The sequence below is a fragment of the Amycolatopsis sp. cmx-11-12 genome (assembly GCF_046269425.1).
GTDB lineage: Bacteria > Actinomycetota > Actinomycetes > Mycobacteriales > Pseudonocardiaceae > Amycolatopsis.
The window spans coordinates 153,796-170,035 of record NZ_JADNQM010000013.1 but is presented as its reverse complement, the minus strand read 5'-3'; the positions used below and the strand labels follow the sequence as shown (position 1 = coordinate 170,035).

At 67.5% G+C, this 16,240-nt stretch carries 13 protein-coding genes; 3 read left to right on the top strand and 10 right to left on the bottom strand.

All coding sequences use genetic code 11. From position 1 onward, the window contains the following. Positions 1-30: 30 nt before the first annotated feature. The 3 genes from ACLARN_RS20010 to ACLARN_RS20000 form a co-directional block, all read right to left on the bottom strand. A complete protein-coding gene (locus ACLARN_RS20010; protein ID WP_409492944.1) occupies positions 31-1,368 on the bottom strand; it encodes an alpha/beta hydrolase family protein in 1,338 nt (445 codons plus the stop codon). Next, a complete protein-coding gene (locus tag ACLARN_RS20005; RefSeq protein WP_409492943.1) occupies positions 1,365-3,686 on the bottom strand; it encodes a penicillin acylase family protein in 2,322 nt (773 codons plus the stop codon). Before ACLARN_RS20005 ends, ACLARN_RS20010 begins: the two co-directional genes overlap by 4 nt. Before the next feature lie 100 nt (positions 3,687-3,786). After that, positions 3,787-4,365, bottom strand: coding sequence for an ArsR/SmtB family transcription factor (locus ACLARN_RS20000; protein ID WP_409492942.1), 579 nt, complete (start codon positions 4,363-4,365; stop codon positions 3,787-3,789). Between the two features lie 252 nt (positions 4,366-4,617). Between ACLARN_RS20000 and ACLARN_RS19995 the strand changes: the two genes are divergently transcribed. Further along, entirely contained in the window at positions 4,618-5,811 is a 1,194-nt protein-coding gene (locus tag ACLARN_RS19995) for a lytic transglycosylase domain-containing protein (RefSeq protein ID WP_409492941.1), read from the top strand. Positions 5,812-5,888: 77 nt separating this feature from the next. After that, positions 5,889-6,317, top strand: a complete 429-nt coding sequence (locus ACLARN_RS19990; protein WP_409492940.1) for a pyridoxamine 5'-phosphate oxidase — start codon at positions 5,889-5,891, stop codon at positions 6,315-6,317. A 74-nt stretch (positions 6,318-6,391) separates the two neighbouring features. On the opposite strand, the gene gcl is transcribed toward ACLARN_RS19990, so the two are convergent. The 4 genes from gcl to ACLARN_RS19970 form a co-directional block, all read right to left on the bottom strand. After that, positions 6,392-8,086: a glyoxylate carboligase gene (gene gcl / locus ACLARN_RS19985; protein WP_409492939.1), complete on the bottom strand. Its 1,695-nt coding sequence runs from the start codon at positions 8,084-8,086 to the stop codon at positions 6,392-6,394. A gap of 3 nt (positions 8,087-8,089) precedes the next feature. Beyond that, positions 8,090-8,977: an NAD(P)-dependent oxidoreductase gene (locus ACLARN_RS19980; protein ID WP_409492938.1), complete on the bottom strand. Its 888-nt coding sequence runs from the start codon at positions 8,975-8,977 to the stop codon at positions 8,090-8,092. Continuing rightward, the gene (locus tag ACLARN_RS19975; protein WP_409492937.1) at positions 8,974-9,801 is read right to left on the bottom strand and encodes a hydroxypyruvate isomerase family protein; all 828 of its coding nucleotides are present in this window, start codon (positions 9,799-9,801) and stop codon (positions 8,974-8,976) included. Before ACLARN_RS19975 ends, ACLARN_RS19980 begins: the two co-directional genes overlap by 4 nt. Before the next feature lie 184 nt (positions 9,802-9,985). Then, positions 9,986-10,420, bottom strand: coding sequence for a 4Fe-4S binding protein (locus tag ACLARN_RS19970; protein WP_409492936.1), 435 nt, complete (start codon positions 10,418-10,420; stop codon positions 9,986-9,988). 39 nt (positions 10,421-10,459) lie between these two features. On the opposite strand from ACLARN_RS19970, the gene ACLARN_RS19965 reads away from it, so the two are divergent. Further along, a complete protein-coding gene (locus ACLARN_RS19965; RefSeq protein ID WP_409492935.1) occupies positions 10,460-11,188 on the top strand; it encodes a GntR family transcriptional regulator in 729 nt (242 codons plus the stop codon). 207 nt (positions 11,189-11,395) lie between these two features. On the opposite strand, the gene ACLARN_RS19960 is transcribed toward ACLARN_RS19965, so the two are convergent. From ACLARN_RS19960 to frc, 3 genes are all read right to left on the bottom strand, one after another. Then, the gene (locus ACLARN_RS19960; RefSeq protein WP_409492934.1) at positions 11,396-12,778 is read right to left on the bottom strand and encodes an OFA family MFS transporter; all 1,383 of its coding nucleotides are present in this window, start codon (positions 12,776-12,778) and stop codon (positions 11,396-11,398) included. 76 nt (positions 12,779-12,854) lie between these two features. Beyond that, complete coding sequence (locus ACLARN_RS19955; RefSeq protein ID WP_409492933.1) at positions 12,855-14,984, bottom strand: acetate--CoA ligase family protein; 2,130 nt, start codon at positions 14,982-14,984, stop codon at positions 12,855-12,857. Between the two features lie 12 nt (positions 14,985-14,996). Beyond that, positions 14,997-16,226 carry a formyl-CoA transferase gene (gene frc / locus ACLARN_RS19950; RefSeq protein WP_409492932.1) on the bottom strand — a complete coding sequence of 410 codons (1,230 nt, stop codon included), beginning with the start codon at positions 16,224-16,226 and terminating at the stop codon, positions 14,997-14,999. Between the last annotated feature and the right edge of the window lie 14 nt (positions 16,227-16,240).

The following is a 16,240-nucleotide window of genomic DNA, read 5'->3' as shown; positions in this document are numbered from 1 at the left end:
GGGTGGCCGCCCGGCACCCAGGCTCTCACGTCACGGCACGAGCAGTCCCCAGTGGATGGCCCACGGAACGAACAGGACGGCTCCGGCCAGCAGTAGCCCGACCCGGACGCCCCCGCCGCCCTCGCGCCGCCACCACGAAACCGCGGTCACCACACCGAAGACGACGACGCCGACGGCGAGCAGCTGCAACGCGAGCCACGGCAACGTCCGTCCGAAAAGGACAGGCCCCGGCGCCATCGCCGCGCCCATCGTCAGCGCGACATAATAGGCGAGGAATCCGGCTGTGGCAGCCAAACCGGTCGACGCCAGCCAGCGTGCGGGCCGGGCGAGCGGCACGCTCTTGCGGCGGCGGAACAACGCCGTCACCGGATAGGCCGCGAACGCCAGCAACGCCAATGCCCATACGCCGATCTGCAACCACGGCGCCTCGTACCAGGCCAGCGGAGCCAGCGCGACGCTCTCGCTCTCCTGCCGCGGCGGCGGATCCGCGGATGGCTGGACAGGCCCGTCCTTTAAGCCGTTCACCCAGGTCCCGACCAGGTCGAGATAGCCGGGAGCGTAACCGTCGAGCTTGTCGAAGCCGTCCGTGGTCCGCCGGAGTCCGTGCTGGGCCTGCGGGAACACCTTCAACGTGTACTGCCGGTTCCCGGTGCGTTCCAGCGTTTCCCGGAAGATCCGGACGGCCTCGCCGGGTGGGGTCAGCCGGTCCAGTTCACCCCACAGCCCGAGCACCGGCTGCCGCACCTTCTCCAGCACCGGCACCGGGTCGTACCCTGCCTCGGGGAACACGCCGGCGCCCGCGAGGGTCCGCATGTTCGTCGACGCCACCATGTCCACCATCGAACCGGTGACCCCGCCGTGCCGCAGGTAGGTCTCGAAGGCCCACGACTGCTGACGGTCGGGAGAGACGCCGTTGGCCCCGACCGTGACCGCGAAAGCGACGTCTTTCGACTTCGACGCCGCCAACGGCGCGACCCAGCCCCCTTCACTCAAACCCCAGACCCCGACCCGGGCCGGATCCACGCCCGGACGCGAACGCAGCGCCTGGACCGCGGCGAGGGCGTCGTCGGCCAGAACCGAGTAGTCCCGTTCGAACTTCGAATAGCCTTCGGTCCGCTTGTCGTAGATCAGCGTCGCGATCCCCGCTTTGGCGAAAGCCTCGGCCTCAGCACGGTACTCGTCCCGGACTTGCGTGCCCGAGCCGTGCACCATCACGATCCCCGGTGCGGCCCCGCCGCCTTCCGGCGCGACCACCGTTCCGTGCAAGGTCGCTCCGTGGCTGGTGAACGACACGTCGCCGTCCGGAGCGGCGGTGGGCACCGGTGACGACACCGCCAGCACCGTGGCCGCGAACAGTGCCGCGATCATCGCCTGCTCACCCGGACCACCTCGAGCGACGGCGATGCGAGGATGTCCTTCTCGCAGTACCGTTCGGTGACCCACTGCTTACGCGAGTACAACTCGGTCTGGTCGCTGTGGTGCGCGGACTTCGGGTTCGCGGACTGCGAATAGGTGACCAATGTCGTCGTGTCCGGGCAGCCCGTACCGTTGAACGCCACGACGTGCAGGTACGTCCCGCCGTGCACGATCTCGGTGTAACCGTGCGCCGGATCCCAAGGCCCGCCAAGGGAGTTGTAGACACCGCGTCCGGCGGTCCCGCCGCCGAGCGGGATCTTCTCGCCGTTGCGCACGACATAGTGGTTGTTGCCGTAGGGCGCGTCGAGCGGGATCTTCGCCGCGGTCAACTCCGCGACCGCGTCGGTGAGCGCCTTCCGGATACCCGCGTTCCCGGTGTCGAGGGTGTTCGGCGTGTGGACGGGATCCTTGACGTCGAACGGAACCTTCCACACACCGGATTCCCTTCGGTCCACTCTGGACCAGAACCGGTCGAAGAGCAGCGCGCCCCGGCTTTCGGCGTCCGAACGCCCGTCCCAGCCCGCCAACGCGGCGCAGGCGGCGTCCTGTCCCGGAATCGTCCGGCACATCGCGACGACGTCGGGCAGCGCCAGTTCGGCGGCGTGATCGCGGTGCGAGAACATGAGGTCCCGCATGGCCTGCCCGGTGAACCCGCCCTTCGCCAACTGGTCGGCGATCTCGACGAAACCGGCCCTTGTCCGCATGTTCTGCTCGGTGCGCACCGGCCCGACGATCCGGGGGAATCCGGTCAGCGGCTCGGCGGGGTTGAAAAGCCAATGGCTGTCGTTCGAGTTCGCGAGGTAGTCGTCCCGTTTCAGGCTCGGCAGACTGGACGGGCCGAAGACGCCGGACCGCAGCGCGTCACGGTCGCGACCCCACGCGCAGGCCGTCCTGGAACCGTCGAGTACGGCGACCCCGTTCGCGGCGAACAATTCCTTGCCAAGCGGAGTGTTGCACCGCGCCGCCTTCTCGTCGGTGACATGCGGGACACCGTGGATCTGGCTGTACTCCACCCGGCCTCGGTCGTCGGTGGCGATGATGTTCATCCACGGCAGGCCCTGGGTCCTGCGAACCGAATCGATCATCTCCCCCGCCGTGCGGCCGCGCGCGATCTCGAACATCGAGTTCACCATCGACAGGTTCCCGGCGTTGGCGTCCGCGATCGCGAAGGCGCTCGACGCCGTCCACGGCAACTCCCGTTCACCGAGCCGGGTCGTCACCGGCCCGTACCGGGTAGTCCACTGTGGACGAACGACGCGTTCCGTCGAACCGTCCGCCTTGCGGGACGTCACGGCCACGTCGTGCCGCCGCATGCGCTCGGGCTTCCCGTCGACGAGGTAGGTCGTCGGCGAACCGGGCACGAGCTTCAGCTCGAACAGCGTGTACGTCCTCGTCGTGTCCGTCGCCGTACCGCTCCAAGCGGCGGTTTCGTTGTGCCCCAGCCACATCAGCGGGATGCCGGGGATACCCGCGCCGCTGACGTTCAGCTTGCCCGGCAGGCTCACCTGCGACTGCCACAGCCTGGTTCCGCTCAGCTGCCACGGCAGATGCGGGTTGGCCAGCGAGATACCGCGCCCGGTCGCCGAAGCGGCCGAGCCGATCGCGATCGCGTTGCTGCCGACCCCGGTCTCCCCGAGCATCTGCTCCCGGCCGGAACCCGCCGGTGGGGCGCCTGGCAGCGACGCGGCGATCGAGTCCGCCACCCCGCCCTGGCCGAAGATCATCCCGACCGCGTGGCTGTGCCGGTAGACGTCGAGTTCGGTGATCGGCTTCAGCCAGCCGGCGCCGCGGCAGGCCGGGTCGGTGATCTCACCGGTGCGCAGGTACTTGTTGACGCCTTCGACGTAACCGCGGATCAGTTCGCGGACCTCGCGGTACGGCCCGCGTGGCGCCGGTTCCGCGGCCAGCCGCTCGATGAGGCCGCTGTCGTTGATCCCTTGGAAGTACAGGTCGCTGGCGAGGTTCGTACTCGCCTGACTCACCCCGCTCGTCGGCGGGGCGTCCGGTCCGAGCCAGCGCGAACGCTCGGCCCGCGTGGTGACCGCGACGTCGGCGATGGCGCAGACGTTGTCCTTGGCCGCGGCGTACCCCTGTCCGAAGCCCAGGTTCACGTAGTCGTTCGCGACGATGTGCGGGATGCCGTACTCGGTGTAGCGAATGGTGGCATCCGCTCGGGATGCTCCATCCGGCGGTTGCGCGGCCGTCGCGGTCCCCGCCGCGAGCAGGCTCATCGCGGCGCCGATGGCCGCGATTCTCTTCCAGAGCAGCATGCTGCTCCCCCTTTGTGTGGAGTTGTCCGTGAAGACACGCCGTCCGGCGTGCTGACGCGATCCCGGGTGGTCGAGTGGCCGCTCTCCCACCTGGCAGTGCTCAGTCCCCCTTTTCCTCATCCCCTTCCGGATCCGGGAACGCCACCCAGCGCACGACCACTTTCCGTGCGCCGGGAGCGGGTTCCGGCCGCCAGTAGCGGCGCAGCAGGTCCAGGTACTCCTCCCAGAACTGCTTCAGTTCCGCGAGGTCCACGTGCACCGCGCCGCGCGAGAACACGAACGCGTCACCCCAGTCGCCCAGTTCGCCGCGCTTTTCGAGGAACCTCGCCATCTGCTCGAGGTCTTCGGTGAACGCGGCACGGTGCGCTTCGTCGAACACCGCGCGCATCTCGTCGTTCTGCTCGCTGTGCCTGGGCCAGCGGATGTCGCGTGCCCGGGCCCGCCACCAGCGTTCCTTGCCGTGCGCGAGTTCCGGTGCCTCGTCGATGAAGTCGTACTTCGCCAGTTCTCGCAGGTGATAGCTGGTCGCGCCCGAACTCTCCCCCAGTTCCTTGGCCAGCTTCGTCGCCGTCGCGGGCCCCCGGCCCAGCGACTCCATGATCCGCCTGCGCAACGGATGCATCACCGCCTTCAGCACGGCGGCGTCGGTGATCTCCTCGGGTGGCGGCGGACCGGTCATGACACCAAGGTACCGCGTGCAAAGGAGATTGTGCAAAGATTTCTTTGCACGCGGTTCAGACCAGTCCCGCAGAGTGGCAGAGGATTCTGCTGGCGTTTCGGTGAACTCAGCGTGAAATTGACAACTTCACTACGAAGGTCTTGTGCCAGGAGGACGAAATCCAGGCGGCTTCGCAGGTTTTTCGTTGCGTCTTCCCCGAAATTCGGTTGTATCGGATAGTTTTGCGCGGAGTCGACCTTGCGGGAGAGAAACATGCCGAAGCACCGCCCTCGACAGACGGACAGGTTGTCCGCCCGGCACCGGACGGCCTTCGCGCTCGCCGGTGGCGCGCTCGCCGTCCTGCCCGCGGTCACCGCTTCGGCGGGTCCCGATACTCCGATCGCCGCGGCGAAGGACACCGCCGCGCCGCAGAATCAGGCCGCGCCTTGGCAACCGCCAGCCGGCAGCGTCCCGGAGATCGCCGTCGACGGAAGCCTCCCCGAACCACCCAACCCGGACCCGCTGACCGTCCCCGGCGGCACGGGCAACGTCGGCGGCTCGTTCGCGCCTTCGGGCGCGCTCGGCATCCCCGCCAGCATGATGAAGGCCTACCGCAACGCGGCGGACATCCTCGCGAAGGAACTGCCCGGCTGTCACATCGACTGGGAGTTGATCGCGAGTATCGGCCGGATCGAATCGAATCACGCACGCGGCGGTTACGTCGACGCCAAGGGCGACACCCTCGAACCGATCCGCGGCCCGCAGCTCAACGGCGCCGGTCCGTTCGCGGCCATCCCGGACACCGACGGCGGGAAGTACGACGGCGACACGGTCTGGGATCGCGCCGTCGGCCCGACCCAGTTCATCCCGTCGACCTGGAAGGGCTACGCCTCCGACGGCAACGGCGACGGCGAGTCCAACCCGAACAACATCTACGACGCGACGCTGGGTTCGGGCCGCTACCTCTGCTCCGGCGGCGTCGACCTGACCTCCGAGCAGACCCAGCGCGTGGCCGTGTACCGCTACAACCACTCGTTGTCCTATGTGGACACCGTGATCCGGTGGGCGGTCGCCTACCGCGGCGGTGTCGCGACGTTCCCGGACAGCCAGGTCCCGGTCGGCGCCCCCGACTCGCCGGACGTCACCGCCGGCGTGCCCGGTGGCCAGGTCCCGGTGCCGACCCTGCCCGGCACTCCCCCGCCCGGCACGACCACGCCGCCGCCGAACCCGTTGCCCGGCACGTCGTTCCCGCCGAGCAGCAGCAAGCCGCCGAGCAGCACGTCGCCCTCGAAGCCGACCAGCACGCCGCCTTCTTCGACGCCGCCCTCGTCGACGCCTCCTTCGAGCACTCCGCCGTCGTCGACGCCTCCGCCGTCCAGCACCACGACCACTCCGCCGCCTTCTTCCACCCCGGCGGGGAACACCGGTGAGGCGACCCCGACCAGCTCCGCCTCCCCGGCACCCTGATCCCGCCCGGAATGTCCTGAACCTGGCCCGCGTTACCGCTTCTCGTAGATCACCAACCGAAGAGAAGCGAGACACGGATGTCGTCTTTCGTCATGACCGCCGAGGAACGGGAAGCCTTCCTGAGCGAGGTCCACATCGGGGTCCTGGCCGTGGAGCGGGAAGGACGGGCCCCGCTGGCCGTACCGGTCTGGTACGACTACGAGCCCGGCGGGGAACTCCTGATCTGGATGGACGGCGGTTCGGTCAAGGACAAGGCGATCAAGAAGGCGGGCAGGCTCAGCCTGGTCGCGCAGGCGGAGACCGTCCCGTACAAGTACGTGACGGCCGAGGGTCCGGTCATCGCCAACGACCAGCCGCCGACTCGTGAGCAGGCGCTGAAGATCGCGCACCGCTACCTGCCCGCGGACGAGGGCACGAAGTACGTCGACGGCGCGCTCAGCGACAACTCCGTGCTGGTCCGGGTCCGGCCGGAGAAGTGGCTGAGCAACGACCAGTTTAAGGCCTAGTGTCCTGCACCGGATGAGATGAACGGGGCTTTCATCTCATTTTTCGCGATGAAAGCCCCGTTCATCTCACTTCCTCAGCCCGCGATCGGCTCGAACTCGACGACGCTGTCGAGTGCCTTGCCCATCGCAGCGTTCCCTTCGCGTTCGATCATGATCTCCACCAGCACCGGCCGCGAGGTCCGCTCGGCCTCCTTGCGCGCCCACTCCAGCGACGCCCGGATCTCGCCCGGCTCGGTGACGCGGGTCCCGGCGCAGCCGTAGGCCTCCATGACCTTGACGTTGTCCGTGCCGTTCTTGTCGTAGTGGATGTCGACCTCGAAGTTCATCTCGTAGCCGGTCTCGGCCTGCCGGATGAGCCCGAGGTACTCGTTGTTGAGCATGATCAGCACGAACCCGACGTCGTATTGCGCGGCCACCGCCAGTTCCTCCACCAGGAACTGGAACGAGTAGTCACCGACGACGCCGACGACTTCGGCCTCCGGCTTGGCCTTCTTGACACCGATCGCCGCCGGGATCTCCCAGCCGAGCGGGCCAGCCTGGCCGCACACCTGGTAGTGGCGTGGCTTATGCGCGCGCTGGAACTGCCCGGACCAGATCTGGTACAGCCCGATCGCGGTGACGAAGTAGGCGTCCTCGCCGTAGAACTCGTTGATCTCCTTGAACACCCGCGGCGCCTTGATCGGCGTGTCCTCGAAGTCCTCCCGCCGCGGCAGGCTCTCCTTCAACGCACCGATCCGGTGAGCCCACCCGAGGTCCGGCTTCACTGATCGCTTCGATGCCGCCTCGATCAGCGCATCGAGGAACGCACCCGTGTCCGACACGATCCCGAGGTCCGGCCCGAACACCTTGCCCAGCTGCGTCGGCTCGATGTCGACGTGGATGAACTTCCGGTCGCCGCGGTAGACGTCGAGGTCGCCGGTGTGCCGGTCACCGAACCGCGCGCCGAGCGCCAGCACCAGATCCGCTTCGAGAAAGGCCGCGTTCGCCCATCGCTGCGACGTCTGGATGCCCGCCATCCCGGCGAAAAGCTCGTGGTCCTCGGGGAAGGTCCCCTTGCCCATCAGCGTCACGCCGACCGGCACGCCGAGCAGTTCGGCCGCGGTCCGCAGCCGGTCGCTCGCGTCACCGAGCACCACTCCGCCGCCCGCGAGGATCAGCGGTCGTTCGGCGGCCAGCAGCAGATCGAGCGCCCGCTCGACCCTGGCGGGCGACGGCGTCGCGACGATGACCGGCAGCGGCGAATCGATGCTGGAGTCCCATTCGATCTCCTGCCGCTGGACGTCGATGGGCAGGTCGATCAGCACCGGGCCGGGGCGACCGGACCGCGCGATCCGGAACGCCTCGCGGAACACCCAAGGCAGCTGCGCCGCTTCCTTGACCTGCACCGCCCACTTCGTGACCGGCTTGGCGATCTCGACGATGTCGACGGCCTGGAACGCCTCGGTGTGCAGCTTCCGGGAGTCGGCCTGCCCGGTGATGCAGATGATCGGGATCGAATCGGCCTGCGCGGTGTAGAGCCCGGTGATCATGTTGGTCCCGGCAGGCCCCGAAGTTCCGATCGCGACGCCGACATTGCCGGTGGTCCGCGCCCAGCCGTCGGCCATATGGGTCGCACCCTCTTCGTGGCGCACGATCAGATGCTCGATGCCGCTGTCCTGCATCGCGTGGTAGAGCGGCAGGATCGCAGCGCCGGGACAGCCGAACGCGGTGTCGACGCCTTCACTGACCAGGACGTCGACGACGGCCTGCATGGCGGGGATTCTGGGCATTCCTCACTCCTTGCTTTCCGCGCCGGACAGCGCTTCGACGACCTTCAGCAGGGCGGAGTGATCGAGCGAGCCGTGACCCATCGCCCGTCCGGCGGCGACGAGCTGGGCGACCAGCCCGGTGATCGGCAGCGCGACGTCGGCCTGCCTGGCGGCGGCCAGCGCGATGCCCATGTCCTTGTGGTGCAGCTCGATCCGGAAGCCCGGCGCGAATTCCCGCGCCACCATGGACTTCCGCTTGAGTTCGAGGATCCGGCTGCCCGCCAGCCCGCCCGCGAGGACGTCCAGCCCGACCCCGGCGTCCACGCCGGACGCTTCGAGCAGCACGATCGCCTCGGCGATCAGTCCGTAGGTCCCGCCGACCACCAGCTGGTTCGCGGCCTTGACGACCTGACCGGCGCCGTGCGGCCCGACGTGGACGATCGTCTTGCCGACGGCCTCCAGTATCGGGAGCGCGGTCGCGAAATCCTCGGCGTCCCCACCGGCCATAATGGACAGTGAAGCCTGCTCCGCGCCCGCCTGACCACCCGAAACCGGCGCATCCAGCACGCGGATCTCCCGCTCACCGGCCCGCTCGGCCACCTCGATGGAGGTCTCCGGCCGGATCGTGCTCATGTCGATCAGCAGGGTGCCCGGTTTCGCCACCTCCAGCACCCCGCCCGCCGCCAGCACGACGGCCTCGACCTGCGGGTGGTTCGGCAGCATCGTGATGACGACTTCCGCGCCGGCGACGGCGTCCGTCACCCCGTTCGCCGCCCGGCCGCCCGCGGCTTCCAGCCTCGCGAGCGCGTCCGCGTTCGTGTCGAATCCGCTCACCTCGTGGCCGGCGGCGGCGAGATGTCCCGCCATCGGCCCGCCCATGATCCCCAGGCCGATGAATCCCAGCTTGGTCATGCCAGTCCCCTTCGTTCGAAAGGCAGCCACGACAGCGAATCCGCGCTCGGCCCGTCGGGTTTGTACTCCACGCCGACCTGCCCGCGGTAGCCCGCCGTCTGCAGCTTGTCCAGGTATCCCTCGATGTCCAGCGTTCCGGTCCCCGGCTGGTGCCGCCCTGGGGCATCGGCGATCTGCACATGGCCGATCCGTCCGGTGTGGACGGTCGTGACCGTGTCGAGGTCGTCACCGTTGACCGCCAGGTGATACAGGTCGGCCAGCAGCTTCACGTTGTCCCGCCCGAGTTCGTCGAGCACCTTCAGTACGTCACCCGCCGTCTTGAGCGGATACTTCTCCGCCCCCGACAACGGTTCCAGGACGATCTCCGCGTCGATCCGCGCGGCCGCGTCCGAGGCGAGCGCCAGGTTCGCCAGCCCGAGCTTGTCCTGCCCGGCCGGGTCGGCACCGTCGATCCGGTTGCCGTAGAGCGCGTTGAACCGGCGGCAGCCGAGGCGCTCGCCGAGCTCGATCGCGGAGGCGATACCGGCGGCGAACTCGTCCTCGCGCCCAGGCCAGGTGACCAGACCGCGATCACCGCCCGCCATGTCGCCGGGGAAGAAGTTCAGCCCGGTCACCGCGACGCCCGCCTTCTCGACCGACGCGACGAACGCGTCCGCCTCGGCGGCGTCCGGTACCGCCGTCTCGAACGGCCACCAGTACTCGACCGCGGTGAAGCCCGCCGCCCGCGCCGCCTCCGCCCGGTCGAGCAGCGGCAACTCGGTGAAGACCATCGACAGGTTCAGCACATACGGCAGCGCATGACGCGAACCGGCAAGATCAACCATCGAAACCTCAGCAATTTCGCTATGCGGAAACTTTCTTTCGTATATCGAGAATAGCCCGCTGACCTGCCATCGGTCAACGGGCGGTATACCGGCGGGGCGATCGATGGCGGGCCAGCGTGAGCGGCGAAGGGCGCTTTCCTCGCATCGCATGCGGGGAAAGTCCCCTTCAGCCCCACCGGGACGGTCAGCGGTTCTGGACGTGCTGCCAGCCGAAGCGGCCCTTGATGCAGAGGTTCCCGTGGGCCACCGGGCACTCGTGCGGAGAAGTGACCTTGACGATCTCGTTGTCCTGGACGTGCAGGGTGAGGTTGCAGCCGACCCCGCAGAAAGTGCAGACGGTGGTCGTGGCGGCCTGCCGGGATTCGTCCCAGGTGCCGTCCTCACGTTTGTCGTACTCGCGTTTGAAGCCGAGCGCCCCGGTCGGGCAGACCTCGATGCAGTTTCCACAGTAGACACACGCTGTCCGGCAGCGAGTTCGCGAACTCCGTCGAGATCCGCGCGTCGAAACCCCGTCCCGCCATGGTGATGGCGAAGGTGTTCTGCCACTGCACGCGCAACCATCGCAACCAGAGGACGAATTGCGGAGCGAAGCGGGGATTGTCGGGATTTTGCATACCAAAACCTGTATCCTGAACCGGTCGAGACATCCGGAGGTCCTGTGAGCCAGCCCGTTTCGCCCCTGCCCGACCGCGGCCCCACCGGCCGCCGCACCAAGGGCACGCTCAGCTCGGCCACGGCCAAACGGGTCGAGCGGCCGGCGCCGTTGCGCCAGGTCGTCTACGAAGCGCTCGCCGAACTGATCATCAACCGGACCCTGGAACCCGGCCAGCACCTGGTCGAGGCGGACCTCGCCGAGTACCTGGGTGTGAGCAGGCAGCCTGTCCGCGAAGCCTTGCAGCGACTGCAAAGCGAAGGCTGGGTCGACCTCCGCCCCGCACAGGGCGCCTTCGTGCACATGCCCACCGACGAAGAGGCCGATCAGCTGCTCAGCGTGCGCACGGTGCTGGAGGCCCACTCCGCCCGGCTGGCCGCCGACAAAGCCGGCGATGAAGACATCGAACGGTTGTGGGAACTGCAGAAGACCGGGTTGGAGGCGTTGGCCGCCGACGACACCGAAGGTCTCGTCTCGGCCAACGCCGCGCTCCACACGTTCATCACCGAACTGTCCGGGAACACCGTCCTCGCCGAGATGATCGGCATGGTCGATCGCCGGGTCCGCTGGTACTACACGCCGATCGCCCGTCCCCGTAGCCACGATTCCTGGCAGGAACACGAGGAACTGATCAAGGCCATCGCCGACGGCGACGCCACCACCGCCGAGCGGATCATGAACCAGCACACCGAGCGCACCCGGCAGGCCTTCCACGAACGCCCGAAGGAAGCCTAGTGTCGCGTGATCGTGCTTGCTTGACGTTGGGTTTCGTTCCACGGACGGCGATCTCGCGTGATCGGGCGGAGATCTCGCGTGATCGGGCGGAGGACACTCGGCGGAATCCGGCTGCGGGTGTGTTATCCGTCCAATCACGCGTGATCTCCGTCTGATCACGCGAGATCTCCGTCCAGTCACGCGTGATCGCCGTCTGATCACGCGACACTAAACCGGCTTCAACTCCTGCTCACGCCGCGGAGTCCGAGTACGCGAACGCCCAGGCTGGCGCAGGAACAGACTGAGCGCGGCCGCGAACAGGCTCGTTCCGCCCGCGAGGACGAACGCGCCGCCATAGCCCCACGCCACCACGACCATCGCGCCGACACCGGAGCCGACCAGGCCCGAGATCAGTTTCGAGCTGTAGACCAGGCCGTAGTTGCTGGCGTTGTTGTTCTCGCCGTAGAAGTCCGCCGTCATCGCCGCGAACAGCGGGAAGATCGCGCCGCCGCCGAAACCGGAGATCATCGAGGCGAGCAGGAACAGCGGCATGCTGCCGATCGAGCCGGACAGGTACACCGCGACCTGCGCGAGGCCGAGCACCACGCAGACCATGAACAACGTCTGCCGCCGTCCGTACCGGTCGGAGATCCAGCCGATCACGCCGCGGCCGGTGCCGTTGATGATCGCCTTCAGGCTCATCGCCAGCGCGACGATCCCGCCCGCGAAACCCATCTCGTTGCCGAACGGGACCTGCATCGCGATACCGAAGATGTTGACCCCGGCCGTGCACAGCAGGCAGAACCACATCAGCGGCAACATCCTGGTGCGGAGCGCTTCCCGGGGCGTGTACTGCTTCACCGCGGGCGGATTCTTCAGCAGTGACCGGCGGATCCGCGGATCGTCGGACACCTTCAGCGGGTCGACGTGCGACGGCCACCAGTTCTTCGGCGGGTCCTGGAAGTAGAAACCGCTCACCGCGACCACCGCCGCCAGGAAGACGCCGACCACGAGCAGGACGCCCGAAAAGTTGGAAAGGTCCATATAGGAGGTGAAAAGGAAGATGAAGGGCACCGAACCGTAGGCGAAGCCGCCATTGACGAACCCGGTCTTGCCGCCCCTCCGCTCCGGGTACCACTTTCCCACCATGTTGACGCAGGTCGCGTAGACCAGGCCCGCCCCGCCACCGCCGAAGAAGCCGAACCCGAGATATGCCCAGATCTCGCTGGGCGCGTAGGCGAGGGAAAGGTAGGCGAGCAGGGTGCCCACCGCACCCAGCAGCATCGCCGCTTTGGCGGGCAGTTTGCCGTTCTCCCGCATCTTCCCCGCCGGGAAGGCCACGATCGCCTGGAAGAACACCCAGACCCCGAGCAGCCAGAAGATGGTCGCGCCGTGCCAGCCGTGCGCCGCCGCCAGCGTTTCCTCCGCCGACGTGAACGCGTATTCCGAGGAACTGATGGCCATCATGGCGATCCAGGGCAGGATCACCATCGTCCATCGTGGACGGCCCATGATGTCGCGGTCGGTCTCGCCGACCCGGTAGATCCGGCCGTTCGAATCGATGACTTCTTGATACGTTCCGGGTGGTCGAGCCGCGGTCGATGACGTCATTGTCATTCTCCTTGGGTCTGTTGGGGCCGGAATGCCGCGGGAAAGGCCCGGACGACCCTCCCCGCGGCGCCGGAATTCAGCCGAGCAGTCCCGCCGAACGTGCCCAGCGGTACTTCGCGCCGAGCACGGCCACCGGTTTCTCCGTCGTGTACGGATAAGCCACGACGCCGTGCTCGTACAGAAAGTCGCTGGCCTCTTCGACCTCGACGTCGCCTGCCAGCGAGGCGACGACGGGCTTATGGATCCCCTTCGCGCGATATTCGGCTACGACTTCCGAAACTAGTTCCGCGAAGATCATCGGCGGGGTGACGATAGTATGCCAATAGCCGAGGATCAAGGCATGGATTCGCTCGTCCGCCAAACCGAGTGCGATCGTGTTCCGGTAGGTGGGAGGCGGCTCGCCGCCGGTGATGTCCACCGGATTTCCGGCCGCGCCGAACGGCGGGATGAATTTCCGGAAAGACGTGTCGAGATCGGGCGGGATCTCCATCAGGTTCAGCCCGTTGTCCACACACGCGTCGGAAAGCAGGACACCGGATCCGCCCGCGCCGGTGATGATGACGACGTTCTCGCCCTTCGGCGTCGGCAGCAGCGGAATGCCACGCGCGTACTCGAGCAGGTCGTTGAGGCCGGGTGCCCGGATGACCCCGCTCTGGCGCAGGATGTCGTCGTAGACCTTGTCGTCCCCGGCAAGTGCTCCGGTATGCGAACTCGCCGCTTTCGCGCCTTGTGAGGTCCGGCCCGCTTTGAGCACGACGACCGGTTTCCGCGCCGACACCCGTTTCGCCGTTTCCGCGAAGGATCGCCCGTCTTTCAGATCTTCCAGGTGCATGGCGATGAGGTCGGTGTTTTCATCTTGTTCGAAGAAGGTGAGCAGATCGTCCTCGTCGATATCGGCCTTGTTGCCCACTCCGACGATCGCGGACACGCCCATTTTCGCCGACCGGCTGAACCCCAGGATCGCCATCCCGATACCGCCGCTCTGCGAGGAAAGCGCGACCCCGCCCTTGACGTTGTACGGCGTGCAGAAGGTCGCGGAGAGATTCTCAGGCGTGTAGTAATAGCCGTAGATGTTCGGCCCGAGGATTCGGACGCCGTGTTCCCTCGCGATGGCGACGACCTGGTCCTGGAGTTCGATGTTCCCGGTCTCGCCGAAACCGGACGGGATCAGGATCGCCCCGGCCACCCCTTTCCGGCCTGCCTCTTCCAGTACGGCGGGGACAAACTTGGCGGGGATGGCGAACACCGCGACGTCGACGTCACCCGGGACGTCGCAGATGCTCGGATACGCCTTGCGGTCGAGGATTTCGGCCGCTTTGGGGTTGATCGGGTGGATCTCGCCCGCGAACCCGCCGTTGACGAGGTTCTTCATCACCGAGTTGCCGATCTTGCCCGCTTCGGCGGAAGCGCCGATGACGGCGATCGAAGCCGGTTTCATGATCCGGGTCATCGACGCCAGGATCTCCTCCTGGCTGAACCGCACCGGCTCGCGCGCGGCCTCGGGGTCGACCAGGATCCGGACGTCGACCGCGGTGGCGCCGCCGGGCGTGGCCAGCACGGGGTTGAGGTCGACTTCGGCCAGTTGCGGGAAATCGGTGACCAGGGCGCCGACTCGCGTGAGTACGTCGGCCAGCGCGTCCCTGCTCACCGGTTCCGCACCGCGCACACCGCGCAGGATCTCGGCGGCCGCGATCCCGTCGATCATCGAGAACGCCTGGTCACGGTCCAGTGGCGCCAGCCGGAACGTGACGTCCTTGAGCACCTCGACCAGCACCCCGCCGAGCCCGAACGCGACGATCTTGCCGAACGTGGGATCTGTGGTGGCGCCGACGATCACCTCTTGCCCGCCGGTGAGCATCTGCTGCACCTGGACACCGGCGATCGCCGCGCCGGAGTCGTACGCCTTGGCGTTGGCGACGATGGTCCGGAACCCTTCCGCCACCGCGTCCGCCGTCTCCAAACCGACGAGCACCCCGCCCGCCTCCGTTTTGTGGAGGATGTCCGGGGAAACGATCTTCAACACGACCGGAAGACCGATCTCGCCTGCTTGAGCGACGGCTTCCTCGGCGGTCGTCGCGAGCCGTTCCTGTGGAGTCGGGATCCCGTAGGCCTCGCATACCTCATGGCCTTCCGGCGCGGTCAGTGACGCCCTGCCCTCGGCGGCGACCTTTTCGAGGATCTTCTCGACGATCTCTTTGCCTGCCATGCGGTCTCTCCCTCAGATCACGCCGGCCGCGCGCAGCCGGTCCAGGTCGTCCGCGCCGTAACCGAGTTCGCCGAACACCTCGGCGTTGTGCTCGCCGAGCAGGGGCGAACGTTCGACCTCGACCGGTGAATCCGACAGCTTCAGCGGGCAGCCGACGGTCTTGAAGGCGCCGCGTTCGGGGTGCTCGACTTCGACGACCGTGCCCAGTTCGGCCAGCGTGGCGTCTTCGGCGAGCTCACGGGTGGACAGGATCGGGCCGCAGGGGATGTTGTGGGCGTTGAGCGCCTCCATCACCTCCCATTTGCTGTGCTTCTCGGTCCACTCTTCGATCATCCCGAACGCCTTGTCCAGTTTGGACAGACGTGCTTCCGGGGTCGACCAGTCCGGATCTTCGGCCAGTTCGGGTTTTCCGATCAGTGCGGTGATGGGCACCCAGCCGACCGGCTGGATGATCACGTAGATGTAGTCGTTCGGCCCGCCCGGCGCGCATTTCACCGCCCAGCCCGGCTGCCCGCCGCCGGACGCGTTGCCTGAACGCGGGACCTCGTCGCCGAAGACGTCGTTCGGGTACTCGTTGAGCGGGCCGTGCGCGAGGCGCTGCTGGTCACGGAGTTTGACACGGCAGAGGTTGAGCACCGCGTCCTGCATCGCGACCTGGACCCGCTGCCCACGGCCGGAGTTGGTCCGCTGGTACAACGCCGCCAGGATCGCGGCGACCAGATGGATCCCGGTCCCCGAGTCGCCGATCTGCGCCCCGGTCGCGGTCGGCGGGCCGTCCTCGAATCCGGTGGTGCTCATCGCGCCGCCCATCGCCTGCGCGATCACCTCGTAGGCCTTGAAATCCGCGTACCGTCCTGGGCCGAACCCCTTGATGGAGGCGTAGATCAGCCGCGGGTTCAGTTCCGCGAGCCGTTCCCAGGGGTAGCCGAACCGGTCGACCACCCCGGGCCCGAAGTTCTCCACCAGGACGTCCACACTGGACACGAGCTGTTCGAAGACCTTCTTTCCCTGCTCGCTCTTCATGTTCAGGGTGATGCTGCGTTTGTTGGCGTTGAGCATCGTGAAATAGAGGCTGTCCACCCCCGGCAGATCCCGGAGCTGGCCGCGGGTGATGTCGCCGCGGCCGGGTGTCTCCAGCTTGATCACGTCCGCGCCGAGCCAGGCCAGGATCTGCGTGGACGAAGGTCCTGATTGGACGTGTGTCATGTCGAGGACACGGACGCCGTCGAGTGCCTTTCCCATCGATGATCCCTCCC